Source organism: Kosakonia oryziphila (assembly GCF_900094795.1).
GTDB classification, from domain to species: Bacteria; Pseudomonadota; Gammaproteobacteria; order Enterobacterales; family Enterobacteriaceae; genus Kosakonia; species Kosakonia oryziphila.
On sequence record NZ_FMBC01000029.1, the window covers coordinates 14,426 to 37,053 of the forward strand.

Consider the following 22,628-nt stretch of genomic DNA (forward strand, 5'->3'; position numbering starts at 1 on the left):
CTTTTTTGTATTACAAGAAACATGCCAAAAATAACCTACTGATTTAATAATAAAAAACCCTACAATGCTGTGTAGGGTTTAGTGAATTTGACCATCTTTTGGTGAAACTTTAACGCTTCGATGCCACCAGATTTAGCGCATGTTCCACTACCGCGATATCAGCGCCCGCTTTGTGCGCATTTTCACTCAGATAACGACGCCACTGACGCGCGCCCGGCACGCCCTGGAATAACCCGAGCATATGACGCGTGATATGACCAAGATAAGCGCCGTGGCTCAGTTCGCGCTCAATATAGGGATACATCGCGCGAACCACGGCGACAGGATCGGTATCCGCAACATCGACACCGTAAATCTCCCTATCAACAGCGGCCAGAATTCCCGGATTCTGATAGGCTTCGCGCCCGACCATAACCCCATCCATATGCTGCAAATGGGCCCTGGCCTCTTCCAGCGATTTTATGCCGCCATTGATCGCCATCTTCAGGTACGGGAAATCGCGTTTAAGCTGGTAAACACGCGGGTAATCCAGCGGTGGGATTTCGCGGTTCTCTTTTGGACTCAGGCCAGAGAGCCAGGCTTTACGGGCATGAATGGTGAAGCTTTCACACTCGCCTTTACCGGCAACGGTACCAATAAAATCACAGAGGAATTCGTAGCTATCCTGATCGTCGATGCCAATACGGGTTTTCACCGTCACCGGAATAGAAACTACGTCCCGCATTGCTTTAACACAATCCGCTACCAGTTGTGCTTCGCCCATCAGGCAGGCACCAAAACGGCCGTTCTGCACGCGATCCGACGGGCAACCGACATTAAGGTTGATCTCATCGTAACCGCGTGCTTGCGCAAGCTTCGCACAGTGCGCAAGCTGTGCCGGATCGCTGCCACCCAGTTGCAGCGACAGCGGATGTTCTTCCTCGCTGTACGCCAGATAATCGCCTTTGCCGTGAATAATGGCCCCCGTCGTCACCATTTCGGTGTAGAGCAGCGTCTGGCGCGACAGTAAACGCAGGAAGTAGCGGCAATGTCTGTCCGTCCAGTCGAGCATCGGAGCGACGCTGAATCGCCCATACCAGTGATTGTCAGAATTTACAGGCATTACGCTGGTTTGGCTGGCGTTAGTCATTTCAGAATTACCGTGCTTTGATTTCCAGAAAAAGAGGTGCTCTCACCGCCATTCCGCCGGTGAGCGAAAGCAATAAGACAATAAGATTTCCTATTGTATCACATTCGCTGTAAGGCGCTGGAGGGGGCATTTTTCACCTTGTTGAAACGAGGTTCCCTTCCTGCTTTTTTTCTAATCCACAAAGAGACTTAACTCAATGGCCAGCCGCTATTGTCAACTGGAACAGGGCGTTAATTGTGTCTAAACCGTATGTTCGTCTTGATAAAAATGATGTGCTGGCGTTAAGCGATCTCGCCAACTATTTTTAATTACTCACGATATTGACCACAAGTTTTTGAAAGCGGAGCGAATGGCCCGCTGGTAGCGGAACTTAAATGCGCAGTTTCCGGATGCACCTTATACTGTCTTTCCGGGTAACATAAACGCCTGGGATAACGAAACTTTTATTAAGGCCGGCAACGCCACCGGCAAATATGCGCCAAAATAAAACCGGAGGCATAATGCCAATGCCTCCGGTTACTCATCAGAAAGTCACACTAAGCTGTGCCCCGGCGCCCCAGGTTTCATTTTCACCCACCAGGCCCATCAGATCGATATGCACGCGGTTAAACGGCGCAAATCCGACACCGCCGGTAAAGACGTTTTTATCATTCCCTTTGACATCCGCGCGGTAACCGGCACGCACCGCCAGCCAGCTCAATGGGCGAACCTCCGCACCCACGCCGACATACTGGGAATTTTTCTCGCTCTTAAAGCCTTTAGTCTCGGTTAAATCACCGTCGGCGCTCAACGTCAGCAGGTCGTTATGCCATGCCGCACCCGCCGTCACGACCGGACTAATCTGGTAAGTATCTTTGTAACTCACCACATCGCCCGTTCTGCCGTTACGGATACGAATGTCTTTGGTATCAATATCCCGGGAAATCAGGTTGGTACCGGTCAAACCGACCGTCACATTCTCGCCGAAATCCGCTGCCAGGCCGACATCCACGTTGAAGCCGGTATCGTCGGTACGGTAGCGGCTGCTGTTCCAGTCACTACTTTTATAGTCATAAATCGACGCCGTGTAGTTGTAGACCCAGGTTTTCTGTAATTTTGGCGTCACGCCAATGGATAACGGTACGCCGCCGACATCAAACTGGCGAGCCATTGCAATCCCGTAATCAGAGACGATAGCCGCTCGGCCTGAAGCGGTTGAGTTGAGGTTTTTGGTGATTTCGTTGCTGCCATTCGGCGATATCACCGCATTCAGCGCTTCACCTGCGGCGACGGCGGTGCTGTTCTCAATGCTGCGCAGGTAATTAATGTCCTGCTGATCGATTGCCGACGTAACGCGCGCACGAGCGTAAGCTTTCGTCACAAACGCCACGGAAAGGACATCGTTGGGAATGCTTACCGCGATACCGGCGGCGGCTTTGGCCTGCGCTGTTTTTCCTCTTAGAAACTCCAGCTCGTTCGCCAAATCGCCTGCAGCGCCCTGAAATTGCCTTACCGTACCGAGCGGATTAGCAATAATTTCCGCAGCAGTGAGGTTATCGACAACGTCTTTGTAGCCATTGATTTTGTTATTAATATTGTCGATCTCGTCACGCAGGTTATCTTTGTCGCTAATTTGTGCCTGTACACTCGGCAGGATGACGGTAACATCATCCTCGGGTTTTGCTTTTGCTAACAATGCCGGGTTGATTAATGGCCCACTGCCATAGTTTGCGGACGCAACGCCCGTTCCCCCCATTGCATCATTACGTGCTTCTGCCCAGGTATTGGCTGCCCCTGCCTGATTCGCCACAAAAAAGGAGACAGCGATCGCGACCAGCGAAAGTTTACGTTTTTTATCCACAGTATGCGTCTCGTAGCCAGATGAGTTTTGAGCCTGTAAGTATTCACACAAACAGGAATGCACTATTGCTGTGAATAACGTAAGAAAATGGAGCTAAATTGCCGGAATACCCGTAAGTACCGGAACATTATTGTTTTAAGTGATGACCCTCACTATTTATAGATGACGGAATCCATTTCGGGAAGCGATCCGGGTAAGTGGAGATTACTGGCCACGATCTCGGCCTTTTCGACAGGACATGATAAAGTGTATGGCTTGTATTTCCCCAACCGGAGAGCGCCTATGGATAAGACCACTACGCAAGAGATGTTAGCGCAGGCTGAAAAGCTGTGCGTGCAGCGCAACGTGCGCCTGACTCCCCAGCGTCTTGAAGTGTTGAGATTACTCAGCCTGCAACAAAGCGCCATCAGCGCATACGATCTGCTCGATCTGCTGCGTGAAAGCGAACCGCAGGCCAAGCCGCCAACGGTGTACCGCGCTCTTGATTTCCTACTGGAACAGGGGTTCGTACATAAAGTCGAATCAACAAATAGCTACGTGTTATGCCACCTTTTTGATCAGCCTACGCACACTTCTGCGATGTTTATCTGCGATCGCTGTGGTTCGGTAAAAGAAGAGCAGGCGGAAGGCGTGGAAGATATTATGCATGCGTTAGCGGCAAAGATGGGCTTTGCCCTGCGGCATAATGTGATTGAAGCTCACGGTTTATGTGCAGACTGTGTCGAAGTGGAATCCTGCCGTCATCACGACCATTGCCACCATGACCACACCGTTCAGGTGAAGAAAAAGCCACGTTAATCGGTTTTGTTTTAGCGAGACGGTAGATAAAACAGCTGGAGGATGGTACATCCTTGTACCTTCGGGCAGGGTAGCCTGTAAAGGGTTAGCACATTGAGGGGATGTGCAGGCTACCAGCGGTAGTCGTTACGTGTTTCCCAATCTGTAACTTCTTTCTCCGCCTGATCTTTGGCATAACCGTAACGTTCCTGGATTTTACCCACGAGTTGGTCACGTTTACCTTCGATGATGGTCATATCATCATCGGTCAGTTTGCCCCATTTTTCTTTAACAGTGCCTTTGAACTGTTTCCAGTTACCGCCGACTTCGTCTTTATTCATCGTTGACTCCTTATCGTTCGGTTAAATATGTACTCGTTCTGCTGAACTTAATGATTATTTTAGTCAGGGATTCCGGAAATCTATTTTTATTCGGAATCTTTAACCGTCACGATGATTAAAAAGAGCATAAGCGAGACGAGGAAACCAACAAAAAAAACCGGGCAACATCAGGAAGGATTCGCGTCGGAAAACCAGCTACCGTTACGCCAGTGACGACGCCACAGCCAGGCAAGAGTAAGCCCGCGCAGGGCGAGAAAGACAGTCAGCGACAGCCATAAACCGTGATTGCCCAGCACAGGAACCGTCAGCAGTGTGGCAGCGAACCCGGCAGCGGCTATCGCCATACTGTTACGCATCTCCGTAGCACGTGTGGCGCCGACAAACATACCATCCAGCAAGTAGCACCACACCCCCACCAGCGGCAGAATCACCTGCCAGAACAGGTAATGCCCGGCGAGCGTCTGCAGGGCAGGAAGCGAAGTCAGCAAGGCAATAATGTTGTTACCTGCCAGCGCATAAATCGCAGCAAAGAACAGCGCCACCAGCCCGGCCTGGCGGCACGCCGCTCTCCAGACGTCCATCAATTGGCTACCATCGCGTGCGCCGTAAGCCTGCCCGGAGTGCGCTTCGACCGCGTAAGCAAAACCATCTAGCGCATACGCTGTAAATGTGAGAAACATCATCAGCACCGCGTTGGCAGCGACCGTCTCACCGCCGAGACGCGCGCCCAGCACGGTGATTGAGCCAAAGCAGAGCTGCAAAAGTAGCGAGCGCAGCATGATATCGCGGTTAAGTGCTAATAAGCGCCGCATACCGCCTCGCCAGGCATTTTTCAGCGTTGGCAAGGTGATACCGCGCACCACCAACACACGGCGCGCCATCAACAGGCCAAGGACGAAAGTCGCATACTCAGCCACAACGGTGGCGAGCGCTGCCCCTTGCACATTCATATGCAGGCCCATCACCAGCCACAGGTCGAGCATAATGTTGAGGAGATTCCCCACCACCAGCAGGATCACCGGAGCACGGGCATACTGCACGCCCAGCAACCAGCCGAGCAATACCAGATTTCCCAAAGATGCTGGCGCACTCAGCCAACGGATACTGAGAAAGCGCCGCGCCTGCTCCAGCACAGCTTCGCTCCCGCCGGTAACGTGCAGCGCCAGATCGATGAGTGGCGTACGCAGCAGCATAATTAACACCCCTGCCGACAGTGCCAGTAAAAGCGGTTGTACTAACGCGCGCGCCAGTGCAGGTGAATTTTTCGCGCCATACGCCTGCGCCGTAAGACCGGTTGTGCTCATCCGCAAAAACAGCAGCAGCATAAACAAAAAGCTGGTTGCCGTCGCGCCGATCGCCACACCGCCGAGGTAAACAGGACTATCCAGGTGCCCAACCACAGCGGTATCCACCAGCCCCAGTAACGGAACAGTGATATTGGAGAAGATCATGGGCAGCGCAAGCCGCCACAGTGCTCTGTCAGTTGCGTTCAGCAACGGCATGGCAGTGTCGAATCAACGGGAGAAAAGCGTATTACGCAGCGCCACGTTGCTCTGTGCCGCTGCGAAAAGAACAGGCGTTATAGCCATGTACCATTACGGATGACGCCAACCGCCAGCCCTTCAATGGTGAAGTTTTGATCGCGCAGATCGACGACGATCGGAGAAAACTCGCTGTTTTCCGGCAGCAGTTCGACCGTGTTACCCTGTTTTTTCAGACGCTTCACGGTAACTTCATCATCAATACGTGCGACGACCACCTGCCCGTTACGCACGTCCTGTGTTTTATGCACTGCGAGCAGATCGCCGTCCATAATACCGATGTCTTTCATCGACATACCACTGACGCGCAGCAGGAAATCCGCGTGAGGTTTAAAGAGATCGGGATCGACCTGGTAGTGACCTTCGATATGCTGTTGCGCCAGCAGCGGTTCACCCGCAGCAACGCGACCAATCAGCGGTAAACCGATATCCTCTTCTTCTTCCAGCAGCAGACGCAGACCACGCGATGCGCCGGAGACGATTTCGATAACCCCTTTGCGCGCAAGCGCTTTCAGGTGTTCTTCAGCCGCATTTGGGGAACGGAACCCCAATTGCTGTGCGATTTCCGCACGCGTTGGTGGCATACCGGTTTGGGTGATACGATCACGGATAAGATCGAACACCTCTTGCTGCCTGGCCGTTAATGCTTTCATCCCGCCCCCTGGGTGTATATACAGTTATGCTGTGAGTATATACAGTCAAAGGCGATTTTGGAACCAAATTTAATCAAAAAACCAGGGCGTTATCGATTTTGGGAAGTGTTATCGAAAATGCGACCAGAGAAGTGACATCCAGATAAACAGCGCCAGCAGGATCGACATTAGCACTGCCGCCGATCCCATATCCTTCGCCCGACCGGAAAGTTCATGAAATTCGGAACCAATTCGGTCTACGACAGCTTCAATTGCACTATTCAGGATTTCAACAATCATTACTAGCGACACCGAGCTAATCAGCAATACCCGTGTGACCGTGTCAATGTCCAGCCAACAAGCAATAATGATAGCTAAAACAACGGCTACCAGCTCCTGACGGAACGCGGCTTCATTGATCCATGCAGCGCGAACACCCTTCCATGAGTAACCTGCTGCTTTAATGATTCGGGTAATCCCGGTGGTATTATTGGCCATGAAAAGAACCTTTTTGTGTAATAAACGTCAATGTCTACATCCGCGTACTGAGGTACAACAGAAATTACGTGCGCTTTCTGATATTCTTGCGGCGCAATGGCACTATTATTAACCAGAGGCTTTTCATCTTTTATGTCCGGTTGGCCACGAATTTACTACAAATTACTGAACTTACCATTAAGTTTACTGGTAAAAAGTAAATCGATACCTGCAGAACCCGCACAGGAACTGGGTCTCGATACTTCACGTCCTATTATGTACGTGCTGCCCTATAACTCGAAGGCAGATTTGATGACGTTGCGCGCTCAGTGTCTGGCGCACGAACTACCCGATCCCCTGGACCCCATAGAAATCGACGGCGTATTGTTGCCGCGTTTCGTGTTTATTCATGGCGGTCCGCGCGTGTTTACCTATTACACGCCGAAAGAAGAGTCCATCAAACTGTTCCACGACTACCTGGATTTACACCGCAGCCATCCGGATCTGGATGTGCAAATGGTGCCGGTATCGGTGATGTTTGGCCGCTCTCCTGGGCGGGAGAAAGGCGAGATTAATCCCCCACTGCGCATGCTGAATGGCATCCAGAAATTCTTCGCTATCTCCTGGCTTGGCCGCGATAGCTTTGTGCGCTTCTCGCCGCCAGTCTCCCTGCGCCGTATGGCGACCGAGCACGGTACGGATAAAATTATCGCGCAGAAACTGGCGCGCGTGGCGCGTATGCACTTCGCGCGGCAACGTCTGGCCGCCGTTGGGCCGCGTCTGCCGGCGCGTCAGGATCTGTTCAATAAGCTGCTCTCTTCTAAAGCGATAGCTCGTGCGGTCGAAGACGAAGCGCGCAGCAAAAAAATCTCTCACGACAAAGCGCAGCAAAACGCTATCTCGCTGATGGAAGAGATTGCCGCCAACTTCTCGTACGAGATGATCCGTCTGACCGACCGTATCCTCGGCTTTACCTGGAACCGTCTCTATCAGGGAATCAACGTACACAACGCCGAACGTGTGCGCCAGCTTGCGCACGACGGCCACGAGATTGTCTATGTGCCCTGCCACCGCAGCCATATGGACTATCTGCTGCTCTCGTATGTGCTCTATCACCAGGGGCTGGTGCCGCCGCATATTGCCGCGGGTATCAACCTGAATTTCTGGCCCGCCGGGCCGATTTTCCGCCGCTTGGGTGCCTTCTTTATTCGCCGTACTTTTAAAGGCAACAAACTCTACTCCACCGTGTTCCGCGAATATCTGGGCGAACTTTTCAGCCGCGGTTATTCAGTCGAGTATTTCGTTGAGGGCGGTCGTTCACGTACCGGGCGTTTGCTGGATCCGAAAACCGGTACGCTGTCGATGACCATCCAGGCGATGCTGCGCGGCGGCACGCGCCCCATCACGCTGGTGCCGATTTATATCGGTTATGAGCATGTGATGGAGGTCGGTACCTATGCGAAAGAGCTGCGCGGCGCAACCAAAGAGAAAGAGAGCCTGGTGCAGATGGTGCGCGGGCTGAGCAAGCTGCGTAATCTGGGGCAAGGTTATGTGAACTTCGGTGAACCCATTCCACTGATGAACTACCTGAACCACCACGTTCCGGAGTGGCGCGAGTCTATCGATCCGATTGAAGCGATTCGTCCGGCATGGCTGACGCCGACGGTGAATAATATCGCCGCCGATTTGATGGTTCGCATTAATAATGCTGGTGCGGCCAACGCCATGAACCTGTGCTGTACGGCGCTGCTGGCATCGCGCCAGCGTTCGTTGACGCGCGAGCAGTTAACCGAACAAATCAGTTGTTACCTCGAACTGATGCGCAATGTGCCTTACTCACCGGACTCAACAACACCTGCCGCCAGCGCGGACGCGCTTATCGACCATGCGTTGCAGATGAATAAGTTTGAAGTCGAGAAAGACACCATCGGCGATATCATTATTCTGCCGCGCGAGCAGGCGGTATTGATGACTTATTACCGCAACAACATCGCCCATATGCTGATGCTGCCGTCGCTGATGGCAGCGATCGTGACCCAACATCGTGCCATCTCCCGTAGTAATATTCTGCACCACGTTGAGCTGCTCTATCCGCTATTGAAAGCTGAGCTGTTCCTGCGCTGGGAAAAAGCAGAGCTGGCGGAAGTGCTGGAAAAGCTGACGCAAGAGCTGCTGCGCCAGGGCTTAATCACCGTCAAAGACGATCTCCTGAGCATCAACCCGGCCCACTCACGGACGTTGCAACTGCTGGCCGCTGGCGCACGCGAGACGTTACAGCGCTATGCCATCACCTTCTGGCTGCTTGGCAACACGCCGTCAATGAACCGCAGCACGCTGGAAAAAGAGAGCCGCACGCTGGCGCAACGTCTGTCAGTATTGCACGGTATTAACGCGCCGGAATTCTTCGACAAAGCGGTATTCAGCACGCTGGTGTTAACGCTGCGTGACGAAGGGTATATCAGCGACAGCGGCGATGCAGACCCAACGCGAACGCTGGGCGTTTACCAGATGCTGGCAGACTTGATAACGTCGGATGTGCGTCTGACGATTGAAAGCGCGACGCAAGCGGAAGGGTAAGCCGGGAAGTATCCGCCGGATGTCGTTTGCGCTTAACCGGCCTGTGGGATGGAATAACCTCGCAGGCCGGATAACGTGCAGCCGCCATCCGGCAGTTTTTAGATTCAGCGCAGGTAACTAAAAGCCAGCCCTAAAAACAGCACCAGCCCCACATAATTGTTGTTCATAAACGCTTTAAAACAGGCGTCGCGTTCACGCCCCGCAATCAATATCTGTTGATAAACAAACAGCACGCCCGCCGCCAGTACCGCAGCGTAATATGCCCAACCCAGACCATTCAGCCAGCCAATGGACACCATCAGTGCCAGCACGGCAACCTGCAAAATACCGATAATCAGCTTGTCGTAGCGACCAAACAAAATCGCGGTCGACTTGATGCCAATCTTCACATCATCATCACGGTCAACCATGGCGTACTGGGTATCGTAGGCCACCGCCCACAGGATATTGGCGAAGAACATGATCCAGCAGCTTAGTGGTACAGATTCGCTTACAGCGGCAAACGCCATCGGAATTGACCAACCAAACGCCGCGCCGAGCACCACCTGCGGCAGATGCGTATAACGCTTCATAAATGGATAGACCCACGCCAGCGCCAGCGCCGCCACCGAAAGCAGGATGGTCATCATATTCAGCGTCAGTACCAGCGCAAAGGCCAGCAGCACCAGAACAACAAACAACATCCGAGCTTCATTTTCCGTGACCGCACCGCTGGGTAGTGGTCGGTTCGCCGTGCGTTTTACATGCCCGTCGAATTTGCGATCCGCGTAATCATTCACCACGCAGCCCGCCGCGCGCATCAGCCAGACACCCGCAACAAATACCAGTAAGATCCACAACGGCGGCACACCAGGCGTTGCTACCCATAAAGCCCACAATGTTGGCCACAACAGCAACAATGCGCCAATCGGTTTGTCCGTACGCATAAGCCTGTGAAAGGCTAACAACTTAGTCTGCGTGAGACTCCACTCCATTCTATTTTCCTCTTAGTACAGCGGCGACGCAGGCAAAAAAAGTTCTGTCAGCATCAAGGGTTTCCCCCCCAGACGCAGGCGGGAACGCCGTCCCCACAGCTGCTCGTGGCGGCCAATATCAATAAAATCACGCGTAAGCGTTGAAGAGGTAAAGAGATATCGCCCAAGCGGTGTATTGCCCAGCCGTTGCAGCGCCATTTCCGGGCCGCTCAGGGTCGATTCTGGCACGACAGTGCGCCCGGCAAGCCAGGGTTCACCATCTGCACAAAGGATAATCTCCCGCAACCAGTAACGTTCTTCTTCCGGTAAATGCGCGCGTTCGGGCGCAATCTCGTCCGCCGTGACAAAGCCTTCCTGAATCAATGTGACGCTGACTTTTTTACCTTGTTGCTCAAAACGTTTGGTCATGGAATCTTCCAGCAACAGCCAGTCCAGCAGTTGCGGTTCCAGTTCGGGTATTGCGTCTAGATAGCGCAGCGCACGCAATTGCGTAAGCGCAGGGTGTGACATGCCTTACTCTCCGGTACATAACGTAGCATTAGTGTATCGCAGAACAGGCAGGCTCGTGCGGGGAAACTTCAAACGGTTTTCATCAGCGCAACAGATGCGCAACAGCGCGCATCTGCGCCGGAAAAAGGGTGCGTCGGGCGACGCACCAGTTACTGCAAAATATCGGCAGTGCGGGGATGGCTTACCCCTTGCCTTTTACACTACTGATAAAAGTGGCACGGGCGGTTTTCGATCCAAGACGTTCAGCTTCATCCAATAATTTCAATGCTTTATCAACATCACCTTTAGCAACAGCTTGTTTGATGGCTTGGTTAAAATAGCTCTCCGTATCGTTGAGCATTGGTTCTCTTTTCGCGGCTGGCGCAGGAGCAGCAGCCGGAGCCGCTACCGGCGCAGGTTGTGCGCTGTAGACCGGCGCCGCAGTGTTACCCACGGTGACCGGGCCAGGGCCAGAGGAACCAAACAGCGGGCCAACCAGCACGCTGGAACCGCTGCTGTTTTTCACTTTCAGGTTTACAACTCCGTCGGTAATATGGCGGGCAATAGGATCAGGAATATCAGGGATCGCATTACCTACGCCTTTAGCGTAGGCTTTGGCCGGATCGAGCAGCGTGGTGGTTTTCTGCAAATCACTTTCGGTCGTGAATACAAGGATATAAAGCTTCTGCTGGCCCAACGCAGGTGTCAGGCGCATAACCCCTTCCAGTCGGTCAGCATTTAACACCCCTGGCTCCTGGTAGGTAAAATAGCTACTGGGGAAATAAGCCGCAGGCGCCATATTCTGATCAAATACCAGCACGTTTGGCGCAAAAACGCCTGTACTTTTATTGACATCACTAGAAAGCGTCAGTGTGAGCTCACCAATGTTGGCTGGCACGCTAAACGCCGCAACAGGACCGGTTATGCCCGCAACATTCAGGTGCTGCCCACCTGTTGCAAGCCGAACCGTCTGGCTTTTAGACGTATCGACAGGAGTCCATGTGAGTTGCTGGAGTACAGAATTCGGAATTGACGGCGCTGCTGCAGTGTTCTGTGGGACGATATTCACATCAGCAAAGCTGATACCCGGAGCACCCGCCAGCAAACCCGCGGATAGACACAGGGCGATGAGACTATTTTTCATTTTCATTGTTATCACCTTCAGGATGCAAAACAGCGGTGGCCAGGCAATAGCGCGCTGTTTATCAGGAGTAGAGGGGCTTACGCCCCTCTTTTGGTCATTACGTCAGGTTAAGCGTGGATTACCACCAGATTTCCATCTGTGCGCCGAAAGTCCACTCGTCGCTTTTGCCACGACCGAAGCTTGAGCCGTCAGTACCATTGCGGGTTGCCAGACCATAGTTGGCATTAGTGCCCGGATTACCGCTGGTGTTGTACCCCCATTTTTCATTCCATTTCGCATAAGTTGCGAATACGCGGATTGCCGGACGAGACCAGATGCTGTCGCCTGCCTGCCACTGTTGTGCGAGGGTGATTTTGTACTGATTGTTGGTGTCGTTAGTGCGCTGGGATTTGACGTTGTCGTAACCAACTTCCAGCAAGGTACTCATGATTGGTGTCCATTTGTACATTGGACGTACACCGACGGTCCACCATTTGGTGCCGTTATGGTTATCCCAGTCAATGTCCTGATACATACCGACGTACATCAGATCCCATTTCTCACCCAGAGAAATTGCACCGTGGTCGAGGATACGCAGCAGGGAACCATTGTTGTTGGCGCTATAAGGCAGTTTACTGTTGCTATCGATGCCGATACCGGAGCCTTGTGACAACCCTTTACCCTGTGATGTCAGTGCATCGGTCGCGTACTGCACGACAAATTTGTTATAGCCTTTCAGCATGCTCTGAACGTGTTCAGCGGTGAACATCCAGCCGTCTTTCGTTTCGGTATTATCATATAAATGGTAACCATCACGAGTATTGGCGCGGCCATAGTCGACCCCGAACTCTAATGTACCGCCTGGGTTGACTGCCATCTGTGCCAGACGCATATCAAAAACATCGTTAGCAGTTTTTTCGGTGTAATCGTAAATACTGTTGCTAGCGAAGGAAGCAGAGCCGCCTGCTTCTGTCGAACGGGTCGCGGCCAGAGAGAGTTTACCAAAGCCGAGATCGACGTTTTCCAGACCAGCACCCGGACCGGAGATATCCCAGTAATAGAAGTCGATCATGTGTACGTCATGACGTTGATAGAAACGTTTACCGGCCCAAATGTTGGCGCCAGGTAGCGCATCAATCAGGTTTTTACCCTGTACGTTGGCTTCACGGAAAGCCGGGTTGGTGGCTTCCCAGTCATTTTGCTGAGCCACGGAGTAAGCCACGTTCGTGTCGAAATAGAAGCTCTTATCGCCCTCTTTCCACACTTCCTGACCGAGTTTCAGTTCTGCATAGGTTTCACATTCGTTACCGAGACGGTATTTGGAACCTGCACCCGTCACCTGGAAGCATTGCTGCTCGCCGCCGCTGCCGGTCCAGCCGATGCCGGAACGCGCATAACCTTTGAAGTCGACGGCGCCCGCCTGCGCAGACAAAATGCCTGCGGTAATGGCGAGAGCCAGGGGTAGTTTGCGCAGAGTAATCATCATTCTATCTCCTGAGATCATTGCTTTTCTGTTTACACCTGGCCCAGGGAGGGTCGGTGTAAGTTTTTTTGGGGTACGCTTAAACGCCTGGCTCTTTGTGTAACCGGCGGCAGGCGGTACCATCTTCACGGAACAGATGGCAGCGCTCCGGCGGCAAACCGATAGCGAATGTGGCACCCTCTTCTACCAGCACGACGTCAGTCTGGCGGTAGACCAGGTTCTGGCGTATTGCGGGGATCTGGATATGAATTTGTGTTTCGTGACCAAGCTGTTCTACGACCTGCACTTCCCCTTCCAGCGTGACATCGGCGATGTCGCTTGGAAGCAGATGCTCCGGGCGAATGCCCAAAGACATATTCGCGCCGACCTGCACATTGGCGCTGTCCACCGGTAGCCAAACCTGCTGGCGGTTAGGCAGCTCAACCTGCACCTGTTCAATGGCAGTGGCCGTCACTTTTACTGGCAGGAAATTCATTTTTGGCGAGCCAATAAAGCCCGCAACAAAGCGGTCTGCCGGGTAGTGATAGAGTTCCAGCGGTTTCCCGACCTGCGCCACGCGACCGGCGTCAAGCACCACAATTTTGTCGGCCAGCGTCATCGCTTCGACCTGATCGTGGGTGACATAAATCATCGTGCGGCCAAGGCGTTTATGCAGACGGGAGATCTCAATACGCATCTGCACGCGCAGCGCGGCATCAAGGTTGGAAAGGGGTTCATCAAGTAAGAAAACGCTGGGTTCTGCCACCAGCGTACGGCCAATCGCCACGCGCTGGCGCTGACCGCCAGAGAGCGCTTTCGGTTTGCGTTCCAGCAAGTGCGCCAGTTGCAACACCTCCGCCACCTGGGTGACGCGCGATTTAATGAGCTCTTTTTTCGCACCCGCTAACTTCAGGCCGAAGGACATGTTTTCCGCGACCGACAGGTGCGGATAAAGCGCATAAGACTGAAACACCATCCCGACGCCGCGTTCGGCGGGGGGAACATCATTCATGCGGGTATCGCCGATAAACAACTCCCCGCTGGTAATGGTTTCCAGCCCGGCAATCATACGCAGCAGCGTCGATTTACCACAGCCTGACGGGCCGACAAACACCACAAATTCGCCTTCATGAATGTCGAGATTGATCTCTTTTGAGACCACTACATCGCCCCAGGCTTTCGTTATGTTACGAAGCTGTACGCTCGCCATGCCCTTCTCCCTTCGTTACAACCTGTCACTAACAGAAACATTCAAAGTGGGCTGACTATGAGGCATCGGTACAGCGGGCGAATCCTCCACCCTTCGGTTTTTTATGGGGGAGGAGGCGGGAGGATGAGAAGGTTTGCTCTGCACCCCGTATCGCAGGGTGACAGGCATTTTCGTGAGGCAACCTGCAAAAATTGGCTCTTTTTTATGTGCGCTGACACACATAATAAAAATCTATGCAATACAGATCACACAAATCGCCCCAGGGGCGTAGGGATAAGGAGGATGAGAAGCACTTGTCAAAAAAGGAGACTATTCCCGTCAGACCACCTTGAACGTATCCACGAGCACATCACCAAATAGGACGGGATATATGAAAATCAAAACGGGCGCACGCATCCTCGCATTGTCCGCACTGGCGACGATGATGTTCTCCGCCTCTGCCCTCGCTAAAATTGAAGAAGGTAAGCTGGTTATCTGGATCAATGGCGATAAAGGCTATAACGGCCTTGCCGAAGTGGGTAAGAAATTCGAGAAAGACACCGGCATCAAAGTGACGGTTGAACATCCGGACAAACTGGAAGAGAAATTCCCGCAGGTTGCCGCGACCGGCGATGGCCCGGACATTATCTTCTGGGCGCACGACCGCTTTGGCGGCTACGCGCAATCTGGCCTGCTGGCAGAAGTCACCCCGGACAAGGCCTTCCAGGACAAGCTGTTCCCCTTCACCTGGGACGCGGTGCGCTACAACGGCAAGTTAATCGCTTACCCGATTGCCGTTGAATCGTTGTCACTGATTTATAACAAAGACCTCGTACCGAACCCGCCGAAAACCTGGGAAGAGATCCCGGCGCTGGATAGACAACTGAAAGCGAAAGGTAAAAGCGCGCTGATGTTTAACCTGCAAGAACCGTACTTCACCTGGCCGCTGATCGCTGCCGACGGTGGTTACGCGTTCAAGTATGAAAACGGCAAATATGATGTGAAAGATGTCGGCGTTGACAATGCAGGCGCGAAAGCGGGCCTCGGCTTCCTGGTCAAGCTGATTAAAGATAAACACATGAATGCCGACACAGATTACTCCATCGCTGAAGCGGCGTTCAACAAAGGCGAAACTGCGCTGACCATCAATGGTCCATGGGCATGGGCCAACATCGATAAGAGCAAGATCAATTACGGCGTAGCACCACTGCCAACTTTCCACGGTAAGCCATCCAAACCGTTCGTTGGCGTGTTGAGCGCAGGCATTAACGCTGCCAGCCCGAACAAAGAACTGGCGAAAGAGTTCCTGGAAAACTACCTGCTGACCGATGCCGGTCTGGCAGACGTTAACAAGGACAAACCGCTGGGTGCTGTAGCACTGAAATCGTACCAGGATGAGTTAGCGAAAGATCCGCGCATTGCTGCCACCATGGCTAACGCAAAAACCGGTGAAATCATGCCGAACATCCCGCAGATGGCCGCCTTCTGGTACGCCACCCGCACTGCCGTTATCAATGCCGTGAGTGATCGTCAGACGGTTGATGCTGCACTGAAAGACGCGCAGAGCCGTATTACCAAGTAAAAATGTGAATGCCTTATCCCCGGAAAAGGATAAGGCAATCTGGACAGTTGTATACACGGCATTATTCGCGCGGCATCGCGGCGGCAAGGTTGTATCCCCCAGTCGCTTACAAAAGTAAGTGGCTGGGGTGCGCAACCGCAGCCAACGAAGAGGCAGCGTGAAGAGTGCTGCGTAGAGAGGAAATCCCCATGGATGTTGTAAAGAAGCGCCATTGGTGGCAAAGCCCACAGCTTGCCTGGACCGTCATTGCCCTGATCGGGCTGCTGGTGGCATACCTTGTCGTTATGATGTATGCCCAGGGGGAATACCTTTTCGCCATTACCACGCTCGTGCTCAGTTCGGCGGGCCTTTATATTTTCGCCAACCGTAAAACCTACGCCTGGCGCTATGTCTATCCGGGTATGGCCGGGATGGGGCTGTTCGTCCTGTTCCCGCTGATTTGTACGATCGCCATCGCCTTTACTAACTACAGCAGTACCAACCAGTTAACACAGGAACGCGCGCAGCAGGTGCTGCTCGATCGCTCCTTCCAGGCGGGAAAAGCATATAATTTCGGGCTTTATCCGGCGGGTGACGAGTGGCGGCTGGCGCTCACCGATGGCGACAGCGGTAAAAATTACGTTTCCGATGCCTTTAAACCCGGCGGCGAACAGCAACTGAAATTAAAAGAAGCGGACACATTGCCCGCTGGCGAGCGCGCCAACCTGCGCATCATTACGCAACATCGTCAGGCGTTAAACCAGCTAACCGCTATACTGCCGGATGAAAGCAAAGTGGTCATGAGCTCGCTGCGCCAGTTCTCCGGCACGCGCCCGCTCTACCAGCTCGCGCAGGATGGTACGCTGACCAACAATCAGAGCGGTGCTAAGTATCGGCCAAATAATGGCATCGGTTTCTACCAGGTGATTAATACTGACGGTAGCTGGGGCAGCGAAAAACTCAGCCCGGGCTATACAGTGACCATCGGCTGGGATAACTTCACCCGCGTCTTTACCGATGAAGGTATCCAGAAACCGTTTATCGAGATCTTTATCTGGACGGTGATCTTCTCCGTGCTGACCGTCGTACTTACCGTCGCCGTCGGCATGGTGCTGGCCTGCGTCGTACAGTGGGAGTCGCTGAAAGGCAAAGCGATTTACCGCGTGCTGCTGATTCTGCCTTACGCGGTGCCGTCGTTTATCTCGATCCTGATCTTCAAAGGGCTGTTTAACCAGAGCTTCGGTGAGATCAATATGATGCTGAGCGCGCTGTTCGGCATTAAACCGGCCTGGTTCAGCGATCCGACTACTGCCCGCACGATGATCGTGATCGTTAACACCTGGCTTGGCTATCCCTACATGATGATCCTTTGCATGGGTCTGCTGAAAGCGATCCCGGACGATCTGTATGAAGCCTCGGCAATGGATGGCGCCGGACCGTTGCAGAACTTTTTCCGCATCACTTTCCCGCTGCTGATCAAACCGCTGACACCGCTGATGATCGCCAGCTTTGCCTTTAACTTTAATAACTTCGTGCTGATCCAGTTACTGACCAACGGCGGGCCGGATCGCATCGGCACCACCACCCCGGCGGGTTATACCGACCTGCTGGTGAGCTACACCTACCGCATCGCCTTTGAAGGCGGCGGCGGTCAGGACTTTGGGCTTGCAGCCGCTATTGCCACGCTGATTTTCCTGCTGGTAGGCGCGCTGGCTATCATCAACCTGAAAGCCACGCGCATGAAATTTGATTAAGGAGGACAACATTATGGCTATGGTGCAGGCAAAATCGCAGAAGCTGCGGCTGTTTATCACCCATGCGTTACTGCTGGTATTTATTGCCGCCATCATGTTCCCGCTGCTGATGGTGGTCGCCATTTCGCTGCGTGAGGGTAACTTCGCCACCGGCAGTCTGATCCCGGATAACATCTCCTGGGAACACTGGCGGCTGGCGCTGGGCTTTAGTGTCGAGCACGCTGACGGACGCATCACTCCGCCGCCGTTCCCGGTGCTGTTGTGGCTGTGGAACTCGGTGAAAATCGCCGCCATCACTGCCGCGGGCATTGTCGCGCTCTCCACCACCTGCGCATACGCATTTGCCCGTATGCGCTTTCCCGGTAAAGCGACGCTGCTGAAAGGGATGTTAATTTTCCAGATGTTCCCGGCGGTGTTGTCGCTGGTTGCGCTATATGCGTTGTTTGATCGTCTGGGACAGTACGTGCCGTTTATCGGTCTGAACACACACGGTGGGGTGATCTTTGCTTACCTTGGCGGGATTGCGCTACATGTGTGGACGATCAAGGGCTATTTCGAAACCATCGATAGCTCGCTGGAAGAAGCCGCTGCGCTGGATGGGGCCACACCGTGGCAGGCGTTTCGCCTGGTGCTGTTGCCGCTGTCAGTGCCAATCCTGGCGGTAGTCTTTATTCTGTCGTTTATTGCGGCCATCACCGAAGTTCCGGTGGCGTCGCTGCTGCTGCGCGATGTCAACAGCTACACACTGGCGGTCGGCATGCAGCAATACCTCAACCCACAAAACTATCTGTGGGGCGATTTTGCCGCTGCGGCGGTGCTCTCCGCCATTCCTATTACACTGGTGTTCCTGCTGGCGCAGCGCTGGCTGGTAAACGGCCTGACCGCAGGCGGAGTAAAAGGTTAACTTTCATCGTTGTTATTGTGCCCTAAGTATTTCGGGTTAGAGCAAGGCGGCGACTGCACGAATCCCCAGGAGCTTACTGAAGTAAGTGACTGGGGTGAGTAAAGGAAGCCAACACAGCTATCACCCGCAAGATGACGGGCGTTGCCACTGCACCCTCAACTTTACTTGTGAAGTCGTTGGCGGCCCAAAAGGCCGCCTTTTTTTATTCACGCTTTAGCCGGTTGGAGTTACATAACCACAGGGTGATCACCAACAGCAGGATCGCCGCAGAGTAGATCAGAACATCCATCGGTGACTGATGATCGATGATAATCAACCGCACGATCGCGGTGATGCCGATATAGATAAAGTAGCGCAACGGGAAATGGAAACCGGACTGAAAGTACTTCACAATCAGTGCGATAAATTCAAAGTAAAGGAAGTAGACAACCAGCCCTTCCACCAGCTCATACTTGCTGGTCTGTTCCGGCGAAAACAGCACATCTGCCAGATGCAGTGTCTCTTTGCCCAGAAAAACAATCAGGATCAGCCCCAGGCTCAGCAGACCCAGGTTCAGTACGGTCTGCAAAATAGTAGCAACAAACTCAGCGCGTGGACGAGTTAGCGACGCCATAACATCACCTCATTTTCTGTGGGGAAACTCCTATATAACGTAAAAATGTGATCTGGATCTACATTATTTACTTATCTTTTGTGACACCGCGTGGTGACATGTCTGGTTAGCTGTTTTCATGCAAGAGGAAAAAAGAGCATGCTTACAATGCGTAAAGCCTCTGTGGACGACGCGGCGTTAATCAGCGAAATGGGATTTGCCAGCTATATGCACCACTTTGCTCATCTGTGGCGCGAGCAGAGCGAATTACAGGATTTCCTTCGACAAGAGTATGCCGTGCCAACGCTGCAACAGAGTTTACAGGATGAGAGAAGTTGCTGGTTCATCGCCAGCGATCCCTCGCCGGTTGGTTTTGCCAAAGTCTCCTGGCATCGTGCCGTCGATGATCATGGTCCGGTGGGAACACTGCTGCATAAACTCTATTTTCTGCCGGGCAAGACTGGCCTTGGCTACGGTGAAACACTGCTTACGGAGATCGCACGCGTAGCGAAAAGCCGTGGCGAAACCGTGCTCTGGCTGGAGGTACTTGATGCGAATCCCAACGCCCATCGCTTTTATCGACGCCAGGGATTCACACACCTGAAAGAGACCTTATTTAGTACTCCTTCTCAGCAAAGTACGCTGCATATTCTCTGTAAACCGCTCTAAAGGAGTCAGCATGTCTACCGCTACCGTACGCCAGTCCGCCATCCGCAACGTGACCTGCGGAGAGAACGTGGTGATTTATGAACCCAGTAATCTGTATGACTGCATTCTCAGTGACAATGTATTTGTTGGCCCATTTGTGGAAATTCAGGGGCATACGCGAATTGGCCAGGGCAGCAAAATTGAGTCGCACAGTTTCATCTGCGAATATGTGACTCTCGGTGAGCGTTGTTTTATCGGCCACGGCGTGATGTTCGCTAACGACATGTTCCGCGACGGCAAGCCCAACCCCGATCGCGAAAGTTGGGGACACATTGTGATTGGCAATGATGTTTCTGTCGGTAGCGGTGCCACAATCCTGGCCGTCACCATTTGCGATGGTTGCGTTATCGGCGCGGGTAGCGTGGTGACAAAATCGTTGCACGAGAAAGGGGTTTATGCGGGAAATCCGGCGCGGCTGCTGCGGCGGCTGTGAGAAGCCCTCTCTCCGGCGGAGAGAGGGCGAAGGATTACTGGAAGTTGATCGTCTTATCGTTGGTCATATCATAAAGCTCAAACTTACGGCCCAGTTTCTGGCCGCCATCACGCGTCAACGGTGTCCAGCCAACGGCTGCACGGCTGCGGGTCGGGCTGGTCGTGAACAGATCCAACGGTACAGAGACATACACCCCTTTGGTGAATTGCCCTTCCCCGTACTGCGCCGCCGAAACGTTGGTCTTCGTGGCATACGCGCCAATGACAACGCCGCTATCAAAGTGTTTCGAGATATCCAGCGTGACGCCTTTATCCCCTGCCAGATACTGCCCGACGCTCGCTTTAATCAGCACATCGTCGGCGAACCACGGCGTCCAGTATGCGGTGAAGTGGCCGGTTTTCACGCTGTAATTGGTGAACTTCATCATGTCCTGCGGGCTACGCCAGTCGCGCTGTTTCACGTAGTTGCCATCAATACCGAACGCCCAGTGGCTGTCGACCGGGCGCCACAGCACTTCTGCACCCGCGCCGCCAAACATGGTTTCCAGATAACCGGCATACACCTGACCATAGAAATTATTCCCCAGGTAGTGCAGGTAGTTCGCTTGCAGGTTGTTGACGTAGTAGTCATTTTGCACATATTCACGCACGCGGGTACGCACACGCGGTAATGCTGAATCACTGGAGGTATAGCTGAATTTATCGTAGTTGTTGGCCACGTTGGCGAACAGGCTGCCGGTGGTCAGTAAATGATCGGTCCACCACCAGTCGGCGGTTGCCATCACACCAAGCTGATACATGTAGAAGCTTTCCGGGCCGCCGAAAGACTGGTTCAACACCGGATCGATATGGAAATCGAATGACGATTTATCGATATACCAGCCCTGCTCGGTGCTGTCCGGCACAATCGGCGTGACTCGTTTCTGCACCAGCTCTGTATCCTGCCCCAGCGGTTCCCCTTCTAGATGGCGCTTCAGGCTGGCAACATCCGTTTCGGTGGTGACGATTGGCATATTAAGGCTATTTTCCGTCACGCGAATAGTACGAATGCCATCCGGCAAGTCATTCATAATGATACGGTTTGCCCGCTCAATCCCTTCCTGGGTGTTACGGTATTTCACCTGCTGCCCGGTCACGTAGAGTGTATCGCCTTTCACCTGGATCTGCGGGTCGGCAAAACCAGCGTTATATTTCAACAGGGTAAGCTGATTAGCCACCACCGCATGTTGCAGGATCGCGTCCTGCGGCTGCGGTTGATACTTCGGCCGCGGCGCATCGCTGTATGCGGGACGTAACTCGTTGAAATTGTTGCGCAGGGTAAAACCAAACATCCAGGTATTGCCGCGCTCATAGCTCAGGTTGATGTCGGCCCAGTCGGTAATGCGGTAAATCGCGCCAACGTTCACCTTGCTGCGCTGCGGCAGTTTCCCGGCATAATCCTGCTGATAGTTGTTACCTTCATACTCCAGTTTTAAACGCAGCGGGTTCCAGGGAGTCTGATATTCAACGCCGCCAAACAGCGCTGTCGGGCCGCGGAACATCTGGCTGGTATCGGTAGAGCCCGCCTGTTTATAGCTGGTATCGCGCGTACAATATTTCTCGTCATAAGAGCAAAGTGGGTTTTTGATATTGCCGCTGGTGCCCAAATACCCCCAACCAATACCGAGGGAGAAATCGAACGGCCCCCAGGCTTTACTGGCGACCAGATATTCGCCGTCAAACAACCCTGTACCGCCAATATCCCGCGCGCCAAGAGAGACTTCCGGTAGCCAGTAACCTTCCTGCCACAGGCGCAGTTTCACATCGAAGGCTTTATCTTTGTAGGTCTGATTGCCGGAGAAAGACTCCACCGAGCTATATTTGCGTGTGCGCACGTCGGTATAACGTAGCGTCGTTTCCAGCCACGGGAAAAGCTGTATCGAGCCAGAATAGAAACGGTACTGATCGTTATCGCGGTAGTTAAAACTCAGTTCGCCTTCACGCGACATGCGTGCGGTCGGTGTTTGCAGCAATCCCACGCCGCCAAAGTCCGACTGGGATGGCCCTATCGGATCAGGATAAGATTCTGCGTGACAGGCCGCGCTAATTCCCAGCGCCAACAGGCTTATTACAAACGATTTTTTCAT

Annotated in this window: 20 protein-coding genes and 1 pseudogene; 8 read left to right on the plus strand and 13 right to left on the minus strand. The window is 53.2% G+C overall.

The window, feature by feature from the left end; translation table 11 throughout:
• Positions 1-109 precede the first annotated feature (109 nt).
• Entirely contained in the window at positions 110-1,129 is a 1,020-nt protein-coding gene (gene dusA, locus GA0061070_RS14475) for a tRNA dihydrouridine(20/20a) synthase DusA (protein ID WP_090136782.1), read from the minus strand.
• Between the two features lie 236 nt (positions 1,130-1,365).
• Between dusA and GA0061070_RS14480 the strand changes: the two are divergent.
• A pseudogene (locus GA0061070_RS14480) lies at positions 1,366-1,601 on the plus strand (cysteine hydrolase family protein); the annotation flags it as partial.
• A 51-nt stretch (positions 1,602-1,652) separates the two neighbouring features.
• On the opposite strand, the gene GA0061070_RS14485 reads toward GA0061070_RS14480, so the two are convergent.
• On the minus strand, positions 1,653-2,969 hold the full coding sequence (locus tag GA0061070_RS14485) for a conjugal transfer protein TraF (protein ID WP_090136783.1): 1,317 nt from the start codon (positions 2,967-2,969) through the stop codon (positions 1,653-1,655).
• Between the two features lie 282 nt (positions 2,970-3,251).
• On the opposite strand from GA0061070_RS14485, the gene zur reads away from it, so the two are divergent.
• Complete coding sequence (zur, locus tag GA0061070_RS14490) at positions 3,252-3,767, plus strand: zinc uptake transcriptional repressor Zur (protein WP_090136784.1); 516 nt, start codon at positions 3,252-3,254, stop codon at positions 3,765-3,767.
• A gap of 110 nt (positions 3,768-3,877) precedes the next feature.
• Here the strand turns inward: zur and GA0061070_RS14495 are convergent, their stop codons facing one another.
• The 4 genes from GA0061070_RS14495 to GA0061070_RS14510 all read right to left on the minus strand — a co-directional run bounded on the left by GA0061070_RS14495 (position 3,878) and on the right by GA0061070_RS14510 (position 6,758).
• Complete coding sequence (locus GA0061070_RS14495) at positions 3,878-4,087, minus strand: CsbD family protein (protein WP_007372427.1); 210 nt, start codon at positions 4,085-4,087, stop codon at positions 3,878-3,880.
• 167 nt (positions 4,088-4,254) lie between these two features.
• Positions 4,255-5,589: an MATE family efflux transporter DinF gene (gene dinF, locus GA0061070_RS14500; RefSeq protein ID WP_090136785.1), complete on the minus strand. Its 1,335-nt coding sequence runs from the start codon at positions 5,587-5,589 to the stop codon at positions 4,255-4,257.
• Positions 5,590-5,666: 77 nt separating this feature from the next.
• On the minus strand, positions 5,667-6,281 hold the full coding sequence (gene lexA, locus GA0061070_RS14505; protein WP_007372425.1) for a transcriptional repressor LexA: 615 nt from the start codon (positions 6,279-6,281) through the stop codon (positions 5,667-5,669).
• 108 nt (positions 6,282-6,389) lie between these two features.
• A complete protein-coding gene (locus tag GA0061070_RS14510; protein WP_090121813.1) occupies positions 6,390-6,758 on the minus strand; it encodes a diacylglycerol kinase in 369 nt (122 codons plus the stop codon).
• Between the two features lie 132 nt (positions 6,759-6,890).
• Between GA0061070_RS14510 and plsB the strand changes: the two genes are divergently transcribed.
• Entirely contained in the window at positions 6,891-9,314 is a 2,424-nt protein-coding gene (plsB, locus tag GA0061070_RS14515) for a glycerol-3-phosphate 1-O-acyltransferase PlsB (RefSeq protein WP_090136786.1), read from the plus strand.
• A 104-nt stretch (positions 9,315-9,418) separates the two neighbouring features.
• Here plsB and ubiA read toward each other — a convergent pair whose 3' ends face one another.
• From ubiA to malK, 5 genes are all read right to left on the minus strand, one after another.
• On the minus strand, positions 9,419-10,288 hold the full coding sequence (ubiA, locus tag GA0061070_RS14520) for a 4-hydroxybenzoate octaprenyltransferase (RefSeq protein WP_090136787.1): 870 nt from the start codon (positions 10,286-10,288) through the stop codon (positions 9,419-9,421).
• A 12-nt stretch (positions 10,289-10,300) separates the two neighbouring features.
• The gene (gene ubiC / locus GA0061070_RS14525) at positions 10,301-10,798 is read right to left on the minus strand and encodes a chorismate lyase (RefSeq protein WP_090136788.1); all 498 of its coding nucleotides are present in this window, start codon (positions 10,796-10,798) and stop codon (positions 10,301-10,303) included.
• 181 nt (positions 10,799-10,979) lie between these two features.
• Entirely contained in the window at positions 10,980-11,927 is a 948-nt protein-coding gene (gene malM / locus GA0061070_RS14530) for a maltose operon protein MalM (protein ID WP_090136789.1), read from the minus strand.
• Positions 11,928-12,039: 112 nt separating this feature from the next.
• The gene (locus tag GA0061070_RS14535; RefSeq protein WP_090136790.1) at positions 12,040-13,386 is read right to left on the minus strand and encodes a maltoporin; all 1,347 of its coding nucleotides are present in this window, start codon (positions 13,384-13,386) and stop codon (positions 12,040-12,042) included.
• A 76-nt stretch (positions 13,387-13,462) separates the two neighbouring features.
• Positions 13,463-14,572, minus strand: a complete 1,110-nt coding sequence (malK, locus tag GA0061070_RS14540) for a maltose/maltodextrin ABC transporter ATP-binding protein MalK (RefSeq protein ID WP_090136791.1) — start codon at positions 14,570-14,572, stop codon at positions 13,463-13,465.
• A 370-nt stretch (positions 14,573-14,942) separates the two neighbouring features.
• On the opposite strand from malK, the gene malE reads away from it, so the two are divergent.
• The 3 genes from malE to malG all read left to right on the plus strand — a co-directional run bounded on the left by malE (position 14,943) and on the right by malG (position 18,770).
• Positions 14,943-16,133 carry a maltose/maltodextrin ABC transporter substrate-binding protein MalE gene (gene malE / locus GA0061070_RS14550; RefSeq protein WP_090136793.1) on the plus strand — a complete coding sequence of 397 codons (1,191 nt, stop codon included), beginning with the start codon at positions 14,943-14,945 and terminating at the stop codon, positions 16,131-16,133.
• A 188-nt stretch (positions 16,134-16,321) separates the two neighbouring features.
• The gene (gene malF, locus GA0061070_RS14555; protein ID WP_090136794.1) at positions 16,322-17,866 is read left to right on the plus strand and encodes a maltose ABC transporter permease MalF; all 1,545 of its coding nucleotides are present in this window, start codon (positions 16,322-16,324) and stop codon (positions 17,864-17,866) included.
• A 13-nt stretch (positions 17,867-17,879) separates the two neighbouring features.
• Positions 17,880-18,770 (plus strand): maltose ABC transporter permease MalG, encoded by an 891-nt coding sequence (malG, locus tag GA0061070_RS14560; protein ID WP_090136795.1) that lies wholly within the window; start codon positions 17,880-17,882, stop codon positions 18,768-18,770.
• 202 nt (positions 18,771-18,972) lie between these two features.
• Here the strand turns inward: malG and psiE are convergent, their stop codons facing one another.
• Positions 18,973-19,383, minus strand: coding sequence for a phosphate-starvation-inducible protein PsiE (psiE, locus tag GA0061070_RS14565; RefSeq protein WP_090136796.1), 411 nt, complete (start codon positions 19,381-19,383; stop codon positions 18,973-18,975).
• A 138-nt stretch (positions 19,384-19,521) separates the two neighbouring features.
• On the opposite strand from psiE, the gene GA0061070_RS14570 reads away from it, so the two are divergent.
• Together GA0061070_RS14570 and GA0061070_RS14575 are read left to right on the plus strand one after the other, a co-directional pair.
• On the plus strand, positions 19,522-20,031 hold the full coding sequence (locus GA0061070_RS14570) for a GNAT family N-acetyltransferase (protein ID WP_090136797.1): 510 nt from the start codon (positions 19,522-19,524) through the stop codon (positions 20,029-20,031).
• Between the two features lie 10 nt (positions 20,032-20,041).
• Positions 20,042-20,503, plus strand: coding sequence for an acyltransferase (locus tag GA0061070_RS14575; RefSeq protein WP_090136798.1), 462 nt, complete (start codon positions 20,042-20,044; stop codon positions 20,501-20,503).
• A gap of 34 nt (positions 20,504-20,537) precedes the next feature.
• On the opposite strand, the gene GA0061070_RS14580 is transcribed toward GA0061070_RS14575, so the two are convergent.
• Positions 20,538-22,628, minus strand: coding sequence for a YjbH domain-containing protein (locus GA0061070_RS14580; RefSeq protein WP_090136799.1), 2,091 nt, complete (start codon positions 22,626-22,628; stop codon positions 20,538-20,540).